This window comes from Nonomuraea sp. NPDC049028, assembly GCF_043197735.1.
GTDB lineage: Bacteria > Actinomycetota > Actinomycetes > Streptosporangiales > Streptosporangiaceae > Nonomuraea.
In genome coordinates, this window is record NZ_JBICTR010000017.1 from 126653 (window position 1) to 142288 (window position 15636).

The following is a 15636-nucleotide window of genomic DNA, read 5'->3' on the forward strand; positions in this document are numbered from 1 at the left end:
GACACCCGGCGATCTCGGATACTTGGCGCATGTCCATGATTTCCAAGGTCTTATTAGGGGTGACTGTCCTCGGCGGCCTGCTCACAGGCTGCAGTGGTGGCAGCCCGACCGCGTCCAGCTCACCCGCACCCGCCACAACGGCCGGATCAAGCGCGCCGCCCACATTGACCGCGACGACCGCACTGGCCCGGCCGTTCGCTCTGCCGAAGAGCTGTGACGATCCCCGGATGGTCGCGGCCATGGGCGCGTTGATAAAAGGGAAGAAGTTCAGCAAGCGGTACGACGCCAGCGGCGCGCTGACCTGCTCGTGGGGGAAGAAGATTCCCGCGGCCTCGGTGACGGTCGCCCTTCCGTCGGCGCCGCCCAAGTACAAGGACTTCCCTCAGGTCGAGGTCCCCGAACTGGCCACGCTCGGCGTCGAAGCGCAGTCCGGCGGCACCGAGATCGCCCTTGGCGACAAGTCCCTGTACAACCAGGTGTTCGTGGTCACGGCCCCGCAGTTCCGGCTGACCGTCGACCAGCTGAGCGAGAAGCGCCGCGACGACGACCTACGCGAGGCGGCCGTCGCCCTCACCACGTGGCTGATGTCGTAACTACTGTTCGTTTGAGGCGTACCCGCCTGTCGGTCGCCCAGACGGCCAGCGCGCACGCCGCGAACCCGGCCCCGAGGAGACTGGAGCCCGCCCAGCCGTACGCGGTGAAGATGGCGGTGGTCGCGGCCGCGCCGAGGGCGGAGCCGAGCGAGTAGAAGACCATGTAGCCGCCGATGACACTGCTGGTGCGCTCCGGATGCGCGGCGGCGAGCAGGTGCTGGTTGCTCACATGTACGACCTGGACCGCGAAGTCGAGAACCACGATTCCGACGATGAGGAGCCACAGCGACCACGGCAGCTGCGCGATCGCTGCCCACGAGAGGATGAGCAGGGTGAGCGCGAGACCGGTGACCGGGACCGCCCGTCCTGCGTCCGCCCACCGTCCCGCGCGTGCCGCACCGAGTGCGCCGGCGAGTCCGGCGATGCCGAACAGTCCGATCTGGCTCTCGCTCAGCTGCCACGGCGTGTCCGCCAGCGGCAGGGACAGTCCGCTCCACAGGGTTCCGAACGATGCGAACAAGAAGAACGCGATGAGCCCGCGCGTCAGGAAGACGCGCTGCCCGAACAGCCCGCCGAGTGAGACGTACCCCCTAGGTCGGTTGGGGCGGACCTCTGACGGCAGCACCAAGAGGACGAGGGCCGCCAGCCCGAGTGACAGCACCGCGAGCACGGCATAGACGCTCCGCCAGCCCCACACCTCGGCGAGCGTGCCGGTGACGACCCGCGCGCCCAGGATGCCGACCACAACGCCCGAGGTCACGACGCCGATGTTCCGTCCGCGTTCGGCGGACGGCGAGACCGACGCGGCGTAGGCCACCGTGGTCTGCACCACGACCGCGAACACCCCAGCCATCGCGAGGCCCACGAACGCCACCCATGCGGCTGACGCCGAGGCCGTCAGGATCACGCCCACTGCGGTGAGCGCCAGGTGCATGGCGATGAGTCGGCGCCTGTCGACCACATCGCCAAGCGGCACCAGCAGCACCAGCCCTGCCAGATAGCCGAACTGGCCGGTCGCGACGATCCACCCGGTGAGTTCCGCCGACACACCGAGATCGCGTCCCATCGGCTCCAGAACCGGCTGCGCGGCATAGATGCTCGCCACCGCGACACCACACACCACCGCGAGCAGCAACCGTCGCCACACGTCCATCGCACTCCAACCCCAATCAGTAGCAGATTGCAACCAATTTGACCGTACGGCATAATGGTTTCAATTCGCAACCGATCGGGAGGTGCCGTGCCGAGCATCACCAACCCGGACTGGACCGACCCCGAGTGCCCCGTCGCCCGCACGCTCGACCTCGTCGGTGACAAGTGGAGCCTGCTCGTCATCCGCGACGCGATGGACGGGGCACGATCGTTCACCGAGTTCCAGCGACGGACCGGCATCGCCCGCAATATCCTCACCGACCGCCTCCGCAAGCTCATCGCTCACGGGCTCCTCGCCCAGCGCACCGCGCCATCGGGGCGCCGCCAGGAATACGTGCTCACCGACGTCGGCCGCGACCTCTTCCCGGTCATCCTCACCCTGCGGCAGTGGGGAGAACGCCACGCCTTCGCCCCCGGCGAGACCCACTCCACCCTTGTCGACCAGCACGGCACCCCGGTGCCGGAAATCGCGCCGACCAGCGCCGACGGCACCCTCCTCGGCACGGAGACCACCCACGTGCAGAAGTCCCGATAAAGCCTCGGCGTAACATGCCGGCTCAGGACGCGCCAAGCTCCCGGCTGCTCTCGACCCGGAAAGAGCTGCCGTCAGGGACCAGGTTGAGCCTGCTCACGGTCCCGTCCGTGCCGAGGCGGAACACCCGTGCGCCCGTCGCGGTGAGCGCTTCCAGGGCGGTGGCGCGCGTGCCGTTGCCCGACGCGGCCGACAGCAGCGTCCTCGTGCGGCCGGACGGCCACTCCCCTGTCGTCATCTCGGCCGAATCCGGCTGCGGACTCGGCGGCCAGACGTGGTCCAGTTTCCACAAGGTTCCGACGCTGCGCATCTCCATGACCACGCCGCCGAGATGGTAGTCGGAGGTGGAACCCTTGGTCGTGTTGATCTGGCCCCAGACCAGCACGACGACCCGATCAGCCCGTGCCGCGATGATTCCGCTCTCGGATGCCACCGCGCGCTGCACGATCTTCTCGTCGCGGATCTGCCGCGCCTGGTCCTGGAGGTGGCCGGTGTACTCCACGCCCGCACGTCCGGTGGTCGCGTCATCCACTGCCCGGAGGTCCTTGTCGAGCGTCTTGTAGTCGAAGCTGTTGATGATCGTGTAGGCGGTCCGGGCCGTTGCCCCGGCTTCCAGGGCGTAGAGCGGTGGCGGCGCGAGGACACCCAGGCTCTTAGTCTCCGCGCTTGCCGGTCTGCCTTGGTCGCCGGACGACCCTTTCCACATCGCCGCACCGAGTCCGCCCGCGAGTAGTACGACGACCGCCGCCACCGCGATGATCCATCCCCACCACAAGCCGCGCGCCGGCGTCGGTGCCGGTATCTCGGCAGGTTTCAGCGGGGTGCGGTCGACCAGGTGATAGAGGAGGTCCTGGGCGGACGGGCGGAGGGCTGGGTCCTTGGCCAGGCAGGTCTGGAGGATCGCGCGTAGGAAGCCGTCCAGTTCGGTGTCCGGGCCCAGGTCGGGTTCCTGGTGGAGTACGCGGTAGACGACGGTCGGCACCGCGTCGTCACCAAAAGGAGGACGGCCCGTCGCGGCGTAGGCGAGCGTCGCGGCCCATGAGAAGACGTCGGCGCCGGGAGCCGGTGGATGTCCGGCCAGTTGCTCGGGTGCGATGAAGGCGGGCGTGCCGGTGATGAGGGCGTTCGTGGTGGGGCCGCCGACGGCGTGGGCGAGGCCGAAGTCGACGACGCGGGGGCCGTCCGGGCCGATGATCACGTTGCGGGGGGACAGGTCCAGGTGGGCGACGCCCGCGCGATGGATCGCGGTCAACGCGGTGGCGGTGGCGACGGCCAGTCGTTCCAGCTCCCCGCCACGCAAGGGACCCTCGCGCCGGACGAGTTCGGCCAGAGATGGACCTGGGACGTACTCGGTGACGATGTGGGGCGGGTCGGCGGTCAGATCGGCGTCGAGCACCTGGGCCGTACAGAACCCGGAGACCCTGCGCAGCAGGTCCAGTTCGGCCGCCATGCGATGCCGGGCGGCCTCGTCGGAGATCCGGGGGAGCGCTTTCACGGCGACCTGCCGTCCGTCGTTCCCGGTAGCGAGGAAGACGACGCCCTGGCCGCCCGCGCCGAGTCGGCCGAGCACCCGGTAGCGGCCGATCCGTTCCGGATCACCCGGACGGAGGAGCAGGCTCATTTGGTACGCCGCTCGAACATGGATCGATTGTCCTTCGGCGAAGTGACGTCCTCCAGCTTCCAACGCCCGTCGACCCGACGCAGATACAGCCGGTACGCCACGACCTCGTGGTCAGGGGCCTTGGCCGAGTCGCCGAGGTGGATCAAGGTCGCGACGTCGGGCCCGTCGAACCGTTCGAAGGCCGTACCGATCTCCCGGTATTGCCAGGTCCACCAGGTGGGAACCTGAGCGTCGGGGACGGCGGCCAACTCTCGCCACCACTGTTCGGCCCGTCCCGTGGTGCAGCGATCGAAGAAGTCCGGACGCTCTTCCAGGCGCGGCCCGTTGATGAACGCCTCGGTCTGGCAGTGGGCGGCGTCGGTGACCATCTGCCGTACCTGCGCGGTGGGCCACGCGGCGTCGGCCGGAGCCGGGGAGCCGGACGGTGTGGTTCGCGCGTAGTCCATCTTCCAGCCCGCGCCTGCGGGCACCATCTCGGCGAACAGCAGCGGGTCCTCCGACTTCGTCGGGGTTCCGTTGCGGGTGATGGCGCTGAGTCCGGTGACGATGACCGACACCCGCTGCGGCGACGCCCACACGATGCCCACGGCGGTCGCCCGCGCGGTCTGCTTCGCCTTCGCGGCTACCACCGCGTTCTTGGAATTGGCGACCAGATGCTGGTAGTCCTGCGCCGCTGTCCCGGAGAGCAGTGTCAGCGTACGCCGCTCGCCGGCGTCGTAGTCGGTGTAGTCGAGGCTGTACCAGGCCTCGAAGGCCGTCCGTGCCGCCCCTGCCGCGGCTTGGGAGTATCCCGGAGGTTCGTTGGTCGTCGCGGACTCTGTACCCGTCGTCGCGGGCCTCTTGACGACGTTTCCTCTCGCCCACCAGAGCGCGCCGCCCGCCAGGATGAGGGCCGTGGCGATCGCGCTCGACGCTAATATCGTGCGCCGCGCCCGTCTCGTTGATTTTCGTACGGCAGGACGCGGCTCGGTTGGGGAGCCGACGCCGAGATCCATGATGGACAGCGGGAGCTCGGCTGCCGTGGGACGGTCGGCGGGATCCTTGGAGAGGCAGCGCCCGACCAGGAGGCGGAGATGACCTGGCAGGGAACCGAGGTCGGGCGGCTCGTTGAGCACGCGATACAGGACGGCGGGCAGCGAGCCGGCCTCGAACGGGGAGCGGCCGGTGGCGGCGTACACCATGGTGGCGCCCCAGGCGAAGATGTCTGCCGCCGGGCCGAACTCCTCACCCCGGATCTGCTCGGGGGCCATGTAGCGGGGAGTGCCCACTTGGGCGCTGGCGAGGGCGGCACCGTCTTGGAGTACGCGGGCGATGCCGAAGTCGATGACGCGTGGGCCGTCGCGCCCCAGGAGGACGTTCTGCGGTTTGAAGTCGCGATGGACGATGCCCGCCCGGTGAATCGCGATGAGGGCCGTGGCCGTCGCCACCGCGAGCCGGTCGAGCTCGGCTCCCGTGAGAGGCCCGTGTTCGGCGACGAAGGCATGGAGGGATTGACCGGCGACGTACTCGCTGACGATGTACGGCGGGTCGGCCGTCACATCGGCGTCGAGGACCTGCGCCGTACAGAAGCTGGAGACGCGCCGCAGGATGGCGAACTCGCGCTCGAACAGGCGGCGGGCATCGGAACCCACCTCGGCGTTGATCACCTTCAACGCTACCTGAGCGCCGTCCGGCGCGTTGGCCAGATAGACGATGCCTTGGCCGCCGGCCCCGAGCCGCCCCGTCAACGCGTAACGTCCGACGTGCTTCGGGTCGCCTGCGAGCAGCCCTTCAACGCTCATCACCGCACAGGGTAATGGTCGTTCAACCTACCGGCCAGAGTGGCGCCGTCATGCGGACAAAGGCCCAGCTCACCCCCTGGCGGCTCATGGCGCCCGCAGGCTCCAGAACCGCGAGCGCGCTTGTCAGCGCGGGCCGACGAGCGCCGAGCCGAAGACCCACGAAGACGTCTGGTTGATGAAGTCTCCCGGGAATCCCAGCGCGAAGCCGGTGGCCTGTTCCAGACTGTCGATGCTTTCGGGCGGCAGGGTGAGGTCGGCGGCGGCGAGGTTGTCGCGGAGTTGGTCGGTGCTGCGCGCCCCGACGATGGGGTGGACGGCATGGGAGCGGCTCGCCGTCCAGGCGATGGCCACCTGCGAGGGCGTGGCACCGAGGTCGTCGGCGACGTCCTGTACCACTCGGGCGACGGCGTGGTCACGAGCCGAGAGCGATTCGGCGCTGAGCCGGCCACCGGTCGCGGGTCCACCGGCGCGGGTGTACTTGCCGGACAGCACGCCGCCGCCCAGCGGGCTCCACGCGGTGACGCCCAGCCCGAGCGACTCGGCCATGGGCAGCAGCTCGCGTTCGATGTCACGCTGGAGCAGGCTGTACGGCACCTGGAGACCGATGAACGGACTCCAGCCGTGCCAGTGCGCCAGCGTGTTCGCCCGGGACACGATCCAGGCGGGGGCGTCGGAGATCCCCACGTACAGTACTTTGCCCGCCCGGACCGCGTCGTCCAGCGCACGCATGGTCTCCTCGATCGGCGTGGCGCGGTCCCACATGTGCACCCAGTAGACGTCCACGTAGTCCGTGCGCAGCCGGCGCAGGCTGGTCTCCAGCGACGCCCGCAGGTTCTTGCGATGGTTCCCGGCCGCGTTGGGGTCGGTGCGGTCGCGTGAGACGGTGTACTTCGTGCCGAGCACGAACGACTCGCGCCGGCCCTCCAGCAGCTCGCCGAGTATCTGCTCGCTCGCCCCGTCGCGGTAGTTGACGGCGGTGTCGATCATGTTGCCGCCGGCTTCGGCGTACAGGTCGAGCATTCGCCGGCACTCCGGCAAAGGCGCGCCGACGCCTCCCTGCTCGCCGAAGGTCATGGCGCCCAGGATCAGCTCGGAGACCCGCAGACCGCTCGCGCCCAGCGTGCGGTACCTCACGCCGTCGCCGATCCGCTGAACAGCTCCGCGGCACGGGAGGCGATCTCGTCGTGCGGCACGTCCCGGATGTGCTGGTCCAGTGCCCAGCGATGCCCGAACGGGTCGAGCACCTGGCCGGTGCGCTCACCCCAGAAGGCGTCGTGCACCGGCTCGAAGACCGTGGCTCCCGCCTTCAGCGCTCGTGCCCAGGCCGCGTCGACATCCGAGACAGGAAGGTGAAAGGCGGCGGAGGTGCCACCGAGGGCGGCCGGGGAACGCATTCCCAGCGCCGGCATCTCCGCGGCTACCGCGAGGACAGTGTCGCCGATCAGGAGGTCGACGGTCAGCGTGCGGCCGCCGGGAAGAGTGATGCGGTTGGTCTCGCGCGCGCCCAGAGCCTCGGCGTACCAGGCTGCGGCATGGTCGGGGTCGGTGACGACCAGGTGGATTGCTATGTGTGCCATAAACCGTGACCATACACAATGTATGGACATATCGTCCAGACGCATCGTCCGTACAAGGCGGTCATATGCTGGGTCGCATGTCCGCCAAGCGCACCGCACACTCCGCCCGCCGATCTGGAGCCGCGTCGGCCGCCGCGGAGCTTCGGGAGCGCATCATGTCGGCGACGCGCGAGCTGCTGGATGAGCGGCGCTTCGACGCCCTGAGCGTGGCCGACATCCTGACCGCCGCCGAGGTCTCCCGGGCCAGCTTCTACTTCTACTTCCCGAGCAAGCAGGCCGTACTCGGCGAGCTGGTGCGCGCAGCCGTGACGCAGGGGCAGCAGGCGGCGCAGCCCTGGATCGACGGGCAGCAGGACCCGGCGGCCGCGCTCCGGGCCGGGGTGAGCGACGGCGCCCGGCTGTGGCGCGCCAACGCGGGCGTCCTCATGGCGATCGTGGAGAGCTGGGGCTCCGACGAGGGCCTGCGGGCCCTGTGGCTTGAACAGATGGACCTGTTCACCGAGGCCGCCGCAGTCCGCATCCGATCCGACCCGGAGGCGCTCCGACAGCTCGGCGACGTCGATGTACGCGCCGTGGCCGCCTCACTGACCTGGCTGGGAGAACGTCTCTACTACCTCGCCGCGGCCGGGGTGCCGCCCTTCGACAACGAGGAGGTTCTCATCGACGTCCTCACCAATGCCTGGACCGCGATGCTCTACGGCCGGTCGGCCCCGGAGCGGTGAGCGCCCAGGGACCCGACGTCAGCGGCTGAGCGGCTTGACGTCACCCTGACCACGAGCTGGAGATCGTCATCGGCCGCCAGTGAAAACCGGGTGACATTTCGCATCACTCACCGGAATGCTGGGGCGGGGGCGATGAGTTTTGTCGGTGGTGCCGGTCAGTCTTTGCGTGACCACAACATCGTGTGAGCCCGATGACCACATCATGTCCGACAACCCAGATAGAGGTGCCGTGTTCAGCCCAGAGCTCGACTCACCCGCCAAAACCGCGACCGCCGTTTCGGGTCGCACCCCGGCCGTGATCCGGCTGCTGGTGCTCGCCACGTTCGTGGTGATCCTCAACGAGACGATCATGATCAATGCGATCCCTCGGTTGATCGAAGCGCTGCACATCACCGAGCAGACCGCGCAGTGGCTCTCGACCGCCTTCATGCTGACCATGGCCGCGGTGATCCCGATCACCGGATGGTTCCTGCAGCGGGTGTCCACTCGCAGTGCGTACACCACCGCTATGGGGCTGTTCCTGGCCGGCACGGCGTTGGCCGCCATCGCGCCGTCGTTCGAGGTGCTGCTCGGCGCCCGCATCATTCAGGCGTCGGGGACTGCGGTGATGATGCCGCTGCTGATGACCACGCTGATGCAGGTAGTGCCCGAGGAGGAGCGGGGCCGGGTCATGGGGAACGTCACCCTGGCCATCTCGGTCGCGCCCGCGATGGGTCCGGCGGTCTCGGGGGTGATCCTGCAATTCGGGTCCTGGCGGCTGCTGTTCGCCGTGGTACTGCCCATCGCCGCCTTGATCACCTGGGGTGGCCTGAAGCAGCTCAAGAATGTCGGAGAGACCGAGTTCAGCACCATCGACTGGTTGAGCGTCGTGACTGCGGCGGCCGGCTTCGGCGGCTTGGTCTTTGGGCTCAGTCGGTTCGAAGGTGGTGATGTCGGCGTCGCCGCCGCGATCGTGGCGGCCGGTCTGCTCGCCATCGCCGTCTTCGTGGTGCGGCAGTTGTCGTTGCAGAAGCGCGGCACGCCGCTGCTGGACCTGCGGACCCTGCGCCACCGCACCTACACGGTCGCACTGATCATGATGTCGGTGGCCTTCATGGCGATGCTCGGCTCGATGATCCTGCTGCCGCTGTACCTGCAGAACATCCGCTTGCTCACCCCCCTGCAGACCGGACTCCTCGTGATGCCGGGCGGCCTCGCGATGGGGCTGCTCGGTCCGATCGTCGGCCGCCTGTTCGACAAGTACGGCGGCCGGGTGCTGGTCGTCCCCGGCGCGATCGGCATCACGCTCGCGCTCGCCGGCTTCACCCAGATCACGATGACCATGCCGTTCTGGCAGCTCCTCGGTCTGCACGCGCTGCTGATGGTGGGTCTGGCCGCGACCTTCACCCCGGTGTTCACCATCGGGCTCGGCGCGGTTCCGCCGCCGCTCTACTCCCACGCCAGCTCGATCCTGAGCACGTTGCAGCAGGTCTCCGCGGCCATCGGCACGGCGCTCGTGGTCACCGTGATGAGCGCGCGAGCCGAAACCCTGAGATCCGAGGGAGTCACGCAGGTGCTCGCCACCCTCGACGGCATGCGGCTGGCCTTCATCATCGGCGCGGTGCTGTCCGTGGCCGTGATCGTCACCGCCCTGCTCCTCCCGGCCCGCGCGGACGGCGCCGGCGAGCACGGGGACCGGCCGATGCACGCGGCGTGACGGCGGTGGCGAGCTCTGACAGCAGCGCATCCCACACACCGTTACGGGTTGCCCGCTCTCCCCGCGCCCGGGTCATCCTGTGCTGCCCACACCGTCAGAGTTCGGGCGGGTCCGCCGATGCGGCGCCAGGTGCCGGTGTCGCGGGACCAGCGGAGGATCTGCGAGCGGTCTTGAGTCAGGACGTATACCTCTCGTCGGCCGACCCGCACCTCCGCGCCCGCTGGGCCGATGTCCTGCCAGTTCTGGTTCTTGGCGTCGGTCCCCGGCTCCGTGAGGACGCGCAGCCGCTCGCGCGACGGGTCGGTGGAGAAAAGGCCGGCGGCGCCTCCGTACAGGTCGTCGGCCGGGCCGGCCGCGTAGACCCAGGGTGGTCGCGCTCCCGCGAGCCAGCGGTTGACCGTGGTCCGTTCCGGGGTGAGGCCGTACAGGTGCCGGTCGGTGAGGGCGAACGAGGCGCCCGCCGTCCCGACGAAATCCCATTGGCCAGGGCGGCCCAGGTAGGTGAAGATCCGGCCGTCGTTCGGGTCGGTCGCGAACAGGCCCGGCTCACCGCCGTACAACCGCGCTGCCGGGCCGCCTATCTGGGTCCATGACGTGCCGTGTCCGTCCCAGATGTGTACGGCCTGACGGTCCGCGGCCAGCCGGTAGACATGTGTGCCGCTGACCGCGAGGTCGCCGCCCGGTTCGCCGATGGGGAACCAGTAACCGGGACGCCCTCCGTACGCGTAGAGCAGGTTGTCCATCCCGGTCGCGAACAGGCCCGCGGGCCCGGACCAGAGCTGCTTCGCGGCGGCGCCGATCCTGGTCCACCGGGTCGTGTCGTCGCCGTCCCATTGGAAGACGCCACGGCCATCTGGTCCGATGGCGAACACGCTGGTGCCCGTGAGCGGCGCGGCCGTCGGGGTATCGCCGACCTCGCGGGTGCCCGGCGCGCTCGCGGCGGTGTCCATGCTGCTGGCCGGGCCTAATCCGAGCAGCAGCATGAGCACCGCGAGGATCACGATTCCGGCTCCACCGCTGTTGAGCATGTTGCGCGTCAGGGGGCGTGCGCGCTGGCTCCCGGCCGATGCCGCTTTCCCGGCCAGTACCGGTCCCGCTGTCGGCGCAGGCTCCAGGCCCGGTGGGTGCTCCGGGGCCTTTGCGGGCGCTGTCGCTGTCGAAGGTCCGGCGATCGACGGCGAGGCCGCTGGAGCGGGCGTCTGGAGTGGTCCCTCCAGGGCCGCCTGGTGCAGCCGCGAGGCCGTCTCCATGCGCACCTGGCGGGTGCGTTCGTCCGGTGTGCGGTCCCGTACCAGCCGGCGCAGCAGTTCCAGCGGGATGATCTTCTGGCCGGAGCGGTACTCGCCCCAGAGCGTCTTGCCCACGTGGTAACGCCCGGCGAGCTCGCGGACGGTCATCCCGCTGGTCAGCGTCAGCAGGAACTCCGCCAGCGCGTTCGCCTGCTCCGTGCTCCCTCTCGGCCTGCCCTGGGGCCTGCCCACCCGGCCGCTCATCGCGGTCGCCTCCCTCCTGCTCCCCTCTCTCTGATGATCAGTTGAACAGAACGGTTGTCCGCGGACAACTCATTGTCCGGACTTCACCAGCGATTTCATGCCGAACCGGTTCCGGACAACCGCCGCGCCCGTCAGCCTCCGAAGTACCGGGCCTTTTGCCAAAGATTCCGGCCGACCGTACCCAAGGAGGTTCTGAGCATGAGCTTCAGCGACAACGAGCGGATGAGCAGGCTCACGGCACGATTCGCCGCAGCGGCCCTGCTCGCGACCGCCCTCACCGCGTTACCGGCCTCCGCCTCCACCGCGGCGAGCGGGTACACCCCCGAGGGGGTGTGCGGCAGCGGCTTCGGGAAGGTGACAGGCGGCACCCGAGCGGTGATCGACGAGAGGCGCATCGTCCGGGGCTATGTCTACCTGCTCTACAACGCGCGTACCGGGGAGAACTGCGTCGTCACCATCAAGTCGAGTTTCGTGGGGCAGCCCACCCTGACCAGAGCGACCCTCTTCGTCAAGGTCGCCGGCCGAAACGACGCCGACAAGTTCGAGGAAGAGGACGCCTACAAGTACTACGCGGGTCCGGTGATAGCGCAGGCCAAGGACGTCTGTGTCGCCTTCAGTGGGCTTGTCACCAACCTACGCGCCAACGAGAAGTCTTCGGCTTCCAGTGTCCAAGCGTTCGGCGGTTCGACGAGCTTCGGCAACTGCGGCACCCAACGTCTGCGTAAAAGGGGCAACCGCTGATCAGGGCCGGCGGGGTCGCCGGCCCAGCCGGATCAGTGGTCGTCGTTCAGCAGTTTGAAGAAGGTGTCGCCGCGGACGATCTCAAAGGGGTCGGTGAGCAGGGTGCCGAGCTCGGCGACGTCGGCCGGTGTCCAGTTCCAGGCGTTGATCGCGCCCGCGATGAACAGCGGTGATTTCCCGTCCCAGCCCTCGATGTGCTTCTGCAGCGTGTCGCGATATTCCCGGGCCTTTCCCTGAGGGGAGTAATTGCCGATCAGCGGGATGCCGGCCAGGCGGGTCCGCAGGTCGCCGCTTTCCCAGGATTGGATGATGCCGCGCACCGGGGTGTTCTTTCGGTACGAGCCGGCGATGCGCTCGTCGAACGCCACCCAGCCGGTGTTCTCCGGGTTGCGATAGTTGTAGGCGTAGACCAGGTCCATGCCGGTGTCGCGCAGGAAGCGGCCGCTGAGTTCGGTGTAGGCGTCCAGGTCCTTGGTCGGCCAGGATCCCGGGTAGGTGTAGCCGGCGCCGGAGGGGCCCGAGATCAGCAGGTCGTTGGCGGTGGCCGTGCGCTGGTAGTACGCCAGGAGCGCGGGGCCGATGTCGGCCAGCAGGGGGCTGACGGTCCAGTTCACCGGCACGGCGCCGCGTTTCGGGTCGTCCCAGAGTTCGCGCATTCTGCGCTGGCAGTACTGGATGTTGTCGCCCTCGCCGAAAGTGAGGGTGAGGTAGACGCGGTTGCGTAACGTGGCCGCCGGTCTCGGTCGTACGCGATTGGAGACCTTCGCGGCGACGCCCGCGTGCACGGTGGCGTTCATGTAGTAGTCGGCGGGCACCACTTCGACCGCGTGCTGTGAGGCGCGGTCCACGCCACCCCATTCACCCGCCACGTCATTGGAGAACCAGCCCGCATAAGGGGTGGTGGGCTTCACCTTGCTGAGAATCTCGTCGAGTAACTTGCCCGTCTCCCCCGAGGGCGGCAACCAGAACACCATCGCGCGCATCGCCGCCGCGTAGTCCCGGAAATACGGGAAGGGCTCCACCCGAGTGGGCGCGGTGGTGGCGGCCGTGACCAGGTATTGGTTCCACAGGTCGACCTCGACCAGGAGCTGCTGGGTCCCGGCCGGTGCGGTGAATCGGTAGATGAAGTAACCGCCGCCGTCGGAGAAACGGTTGGCGTCCCCGCCGATGGAAGAATTGAGGCCGTCGAACAGGTACGGGGCCTCGGCCTCCGTACCCGGGATGAAGGACACGATCTCCTTGCCGTCGGCCTGCACCTTCACCGAGCCGACCGAGGCGCCCCAGCCGTCGTCGCCGAGGGAATCCTGGAAACGCAGATACACGCCGTCCTGGCCGGAAAGCTCCTGGCTCAGGTCGAAGGTGCGGACCGCCCTGTTGGCGGAGTCACGAATGCGCTCGCTCTCGCGGGCGATCTCGCGCCACTGAACGCCGTCGACGCGTACCGTCCTGGTCGGCGGGAGTCCGGTGAGCAGCGCGTGCGTGCAGCGGGGAAAAAGGTGGTCGAGCTGCCATCGGTACGTCCCCAGAATGTCGTCGGCTTTGAAACGCCCACGCAGGTCGGTGATGATTCTGAGGCCGTACTGGCTCGCCTGCTCGGCGGTGGCGGCGACGGCGTTCTCCAGCCCGGCCAGCGTGGTGGCGACATTCACGGAATCGGGCACGGCGGGGTCGTGCACGATCGCTCCGCGCACCTCGTTCTTGTAGCGGGCGACGAGGTCGAGCGGCCGGTCATGGCGCGTTACCGCGGCGCCGGTGCCGGCCAGCCAGCGCAGGTCGTAATTGGCACTGTCGTAGTTGAAGTAGAGACGCGGCTGCCGCCGGTTGACGATTCCCTGGAGGGTGGTCAGCAGCAACTGGTCGTTTCCGTGAAGCGTGCTGACGTCGGCGAAATCGAGCCGGGTGGGACGGCCGAAGTTCGGCAGAAGGGGGACTCGAGTTGAGGCGGCGGCCGGGCTGGGGAGTGTGATTCCGAGGCCGCCGGCCGCGAGGACCACGCCATTCGCCCACAGGAAAGTACGTCGTGACACCATCAGCGATCGCTGCTCCTTACTGGAGGGACCGGGACTGACATCGTTGTCATCTCGCAGCGAACTTAACCGGCTGACGAAATGTTGTCCATGGTGTAAATACGGCGAGTAACGAGCAAACGCTTGGTAGAGTCAACGCGTGCTGCTGGAGGGCAAGGTCGCGGTCGTCACTGGGGCGGGTCCCGGGCTGGGGCGGACGCTGGCGGGGCTGTTGAGCGAGGAGGGCGCCAGGGTCGTCGTGGCCGCCCGTACCGCCGCGACCGTGGCGAAGACGGCCGACGAGGTGCCGGGCGTGCTGGCCGTACCCGCCGACGTGACGCGGATCGACGACGTACGGCGGCTGGCCGACACGGTGATCGAGCGGTTCGGCCGGGTGGACGTGCTGGTCAACGCCGCCTTCCCCGGCTCGCACCGCAGGAACGTACTCGACATGTCCGTCGACGACCTGGAGAGCTGGCGCGGGGCCGTCGAGACGGGCGGTTACGGCACGCTGCTGGCCTGCCGGTTCATCGCGCCGCACATGGTGGCCCAGGGCTCCGGGTCGATCGTCAACATCACCTCCATGTCGTCCCGTACGGGCTACGCGGGGCGCAGCGACTACGCCGCGGGCAAGGCCGCCGCGCACCTGCTGTCACACTGCCTGGCCGACGAGCTCGGGCCGCATGGCGTACGAGTGAACTGCGTCGCGCCCGGCTGGATCGCCAGCGAGCTGCTTGACGACTGGATGCGCACCCGGGCGGCGGCGGAAGGCGTCGCGTTCGAGGAGATCCTCGCGCGCGACGTCTCGGCGATGGCGCTGCGTCGCATCGCCACGGAGGAGGACGTGGCCCGCGCCGTCATCTACCTGGCCTCCGACCACGCCAAGGCCATCACGGGCGCGACCATCGACGTCAATGGCGGCCTGCTGTTCACGTGACAGCCTCCGACGATATATGACGCTTTATCGTACTGAGATCCACTCTTTTCGCTACTGTCACATCCGTCCCTTACGAGAGGAACACCACGGATGCGACGCTTACCCGCCGTTCTCACCGCCGCGCTCGCCGCGACCTCGCTCCTTTCCGCCCCCGCCCTCGCGCAACCAGCGCAGGCGACCAAGGGGCAGGCGACCTTATATGAGCTCCAATCGGGAGGCGGCAACTGCTCGTATCCGTCACGTCCCGCCGGCGACCTCTATGTCGCGCTCTCCCCCGGTGAGTACGCCGCCGCCGCTGCCTGCGGCGGCTACCTGGACGTCACCGGACCGAAGGGGACAGTCCGGGTCAAGGTCGTCGACCAGTGCCCGGAGTGCCAGGCGGGACACATCGACCTGAGCCGTACGGCCTTCGCCCGCGTCGCGGACCCCGCCAAGGGCCTGGTGGGCGTCACCTACCGCCCGGTCGCCAACCCGAAGGTCGGCCAGCCGCTCTCCTTCCGCGTCAAGGAGGGATCGTCGCAGTGGTGGCTGGCGCTGCTGGTCATCGACCACGGCAACCCGCTCACCTCGGTCGAGGTGAAGTCCACCGGCGGCACCTGGCGCAAGCTCGCCCGCGCCAACTTCAACTACTGGATCGCCGAGTCCGGCGCGGGCCAGGGCCCCTTCTCCGTGCGGGTCACCGACACCCGCGGCCACCGGGTCACGGCCAACGGCGTCCGCCTGTCCCCCGCCGCCGTCCAGCGCAGCACCACAAAAATGTACTGACGACGAGCCACAGAAACGGA

Annotated in this window: 14 protein-coding genes; 7 read left to right on the forward strand and 7 right to left on the reverse strand. The window is 68.7% G+C overall.

What is annotated here, in order from left to right; translation table 11 throughout:
* Positions 1–29 precede the first annotated feature (29 nt).
* Complete coding sequence (locus tag ACGFJ2_RS51375) at positions 30–593, forward strand: hypothetical protein (protein WP_393481281.1); 564 nt, start codon at positions 30–32, stop codon at positions 591–593.
* Here the strand turns inward: ACGFJ2_RS51375 and ACGFJ2_RS51380 are convergent.
* Positions 571–1746, reverse strand: a complete 1176-nt coding sequence (locus tag ACGFJ2_RS51380; protein WP_393481283.1) for an MFS transporter — start codon at positions 1744–1746, stop codon at positions 571–573. The genes ACGFJ2_RS51375 and ACGFJ2_RS51380 overlap by 23 nt on opposite strands.
* 87 nt (positions 1747–1833) lie before the next feature.
* Between ACGFJ2_RS51380 and ACGFJ2_RS51385 the strand changes: the two genes are divergently transcribed.
* A complete protein-coding gene (locus tag ACGFJ2_RS51385) occupies positions 1834–2280 on the forward strand; it encodes a helix-turn-helix domain-containing protein (protein ID WP_358181661.1) in 447 nt (148 codons plus the stop codon).
* A 22-nt stretch (positions 2281–2302) separates the two neighbouring features.
* Here ACGFJ2_RS51385 and ACGFJ2_RS51390 read toward each other — a convergent pair whose 3' ends face one another.
* The 4 genes from ACGFJ2_RS51390 to ACGFJ2_RS51405 all read right to left on the reverse strand — a co-directional run bounded on the left by ACGFJ2_RS51390 (position 2303) and on the right by ACGFJ2_RS51405 (position 7256).
* Positions 2303–3898 carry a serine/threonine-protein kinase gene (locus ACGFJ2_RS51390; RefSeq protein ID WP_393481286.1) on the reverse strand — a complete coding sequence of 532 codons (1596 nt, stop codon included), beginning with the start codon at positions 3896–3898 and terminating at the stop codon, positions 2303–2305.
* Positions 3895–5679 carry a serine/threonine-protein kinase gene (locus tag ACGFJ2_RS51395; protein ID WP_393481288.1) on the reverse strand — a complete coding sequence of 595 codons (1785 nt, stop codon included), beginning with the start codon at positions 5677–5679 and terminating at the stop codon, positions 3895–3897. Before ACGFJ2_RS51395 ends, ACGFJ2_RS51390 begins: the two co-directional genes overlap by 4 nt.
* A gap of 123 nt (positions 5680–5802) precedes the next feature.
* Complete coding sequence (locus tag ACGFJ2_RS51400; RefSeq protein WP_357943376.1) at positions 5803–6813, reverse strand: aldo/keto reductase; 1011 nt, start codon at positions 6811–6813, stop codon at positions 5803–5805.
* Entirely contained in the window at positions 6810–7256 is a 447-nt protein-coding gene (locus ACGFJ2_RS51405) for a VOC family protein (protein WP_357943374.1), read from the reverse strand. Before ACGFJ2_RS51405 ends, ACGFJ2_RS51400 begins: the two co-directional genes overlap by 4 nt.
* Positions 7257–7333: 77 nt before the next feature.
* Here ACGFJ2_RS51405 and ACGFJ2_RS51410 point away from each other — a divergent pair, with 77 nt between their 5' ends.
* Both ACGFJ2_RS51410 and ACGFJ2_RS51415 read left to right on the forward strand, forming a co-directional pair.
* Positions 7334–7978, forward strand: coding sequence for a TetR/AcrR family transcriptional regulator (locus ACGFJ2_RS51410; protein ID WP_393481291.1), 645 nt, complete (start codon positions 7334–7336; stop codon positions 7976–7978).
* 229 nt (positions 7979–8207) lie between these two features.
* Positions 8208–9674, forward strand: coding sequence for an MDR family MFS transporter (locus tag ACGFJ2_RS51415; RefSeq protein WP_393481293.1), 1467 nt, complete (start codon positions 8208–8210; stop codon positions 9672–9674).
* A gap of 41 nt (positions 9675–9715) precedes the next feature.
* Here the strand turns inward: ACGFJ2_RS51415 and ACGFJ2_RS51420 are convergent, their stop codons facing one another.
* Complete coding sequence (locus tag ACGFJ2_RS51420; protein WP_393481295.1) at positions 9716–11167, reverse strand: hypothetical protein; 1452 nt, start codon at positions 11165–11167, stop codon at positions 9716–9718.
* 198 nt (positions 11168–11365) lie between these two features.
* Between ACGFJ2_RS51420 and ACGFJ2_RS51425 the strand changes: the two genes are divergently transcribed.
* Positions 11366–11908, forward strand: coding sequence for a hypothetical protein (locus tag ACGFJ2_RS51425; protein WP_393481297.1), 543 nt, complete (start codon positions 11366–11368; stop codon positions 11906–11908).
* 32 nt (positions 11909–11940) lie between these two features.
* On the opposite strand, the gene ACGFJ2_RS51430 is transcribed toward ACGFJ2_RS51425, so the two are convergent.
* Positions 11941–13938, reverse strand: a complete 1998-nt coding sequence (locus tag ACGFJ2_RS51430) for a GxGYxYP domain-containing protein (protein WP_393481300.1) — start codon at positions 13936–13938, stop codon at positions 11941–11943.
* Between the two features lie 136 nt (positions 13939–14074).
* On the opposite strand from ACGFJ2_RS51430, the gene ACGFJ2_RS51435 reads away from it, so the two are divergent.
* On the forward strand, positions 14075–14851 hold the full coding sequence (locus ACGFJ2_RS51435; protein ID WP_393481302.1) for an SDR family oxidoreductase: 777 nt from the start codon (positions 14075–14077) through the stop codon (positions 14849–14851).
* A 90-nt stretch (positions 14852–14941) separates the two neighbouring features.
* A complete protein-coding gene (locus ACGFJ2_RS51440; RefSeq protein ID WP_393481305.1) occupies positions 14942–15616 on the forward strand; it encodes an expansin EXLX1 family cellulose-binding protein in 675 nt (224 codons plus the stop codon).
* Positions 15617–15636 lie beyond the last annotated feature (20 nt).

What these genes read in the sequence shown, in the direction of transcription:
- ACGFJ2_RS51375 (WP_393481281.1), top strand. Translation starts at nt 30, where the DNA reads ATGTCCATGATTTCCAAGGTCTTATTAGGGGTGACTGTCCTCGGCGGC.
- ACGFJ2_RS51380 (WP_393481283.1), bottom strand. Translation starts at nt 1,746, where the DNA reads ATGGACGTGTGGCGACGGTTGCTGCTCGCGGTGGTGTGTGGTGTCGCG.
- ACGFJ2_RS51390 (WP_393481286.1), bottom strand. Translation starts at nt 3,898, where the DNA reads ATGAGCCTGCTCCTCCGTCCGGGTGATCCGGAACGGATCGGCCGCTAC.
- ACGFJ2_RS51395 (WP_393481288.1), bottom strand. Translation starts at nt 5,679, where the DNA reads ATGAGCGTTGAAGGGCTGCTCGCAGGCGACCCGAAGCACGTCGGACGT.
- ACGFJ2_RS51405 (WP_357943374.1), bottom strand. Translation starts at nt 7,256, where the DNA reads ATGGCACACATAGCAATCCACCTGGTCGTCACCGACCCCGACCATGCC.
- ACGFJ2_RS51410 (WP_393481291.1), top strand. Translation starts at nt 7,334, where the DNA reads ATGTCCGCCAAGCGCACCGCACACTCCGCCCGCCGATCTGGAGCCGCG.
- ACGFJ2_RS51420 (WP_393481295.1), bottom strand. Translation starts at nt 11,167, where the DNA reads ATGAGCGGCCGGGTGGGCAGGCCCCAGGGCAGGCCGAGAGGGAGCACG.
- ACGFJ2_RS51425 (WP_393481297.1), top strand. Translation starts at nt 11,366, where the DNA reads ATGAGCTTCAGCGACAACGAGCGGATGAGCAGGCTCACGGCACGATTC.
- ACGFJ2_RS51430 (WP_393481300.1), bottom strand. Translation starts at nt 13,938, where the DNA reads ATGGTGTCACGACGTACTTTCCTGTGGGCGAATGGCGTGGTCCTCGCG.
- ACGFJ2_RS51440 (WP_393481305.1), top strand. Translation starts at nt 14,942, where the DNA reads ATGCGACGCTTACCCGCCGTTCTCACCGCCGCGCTCGCCGCGACCTCG.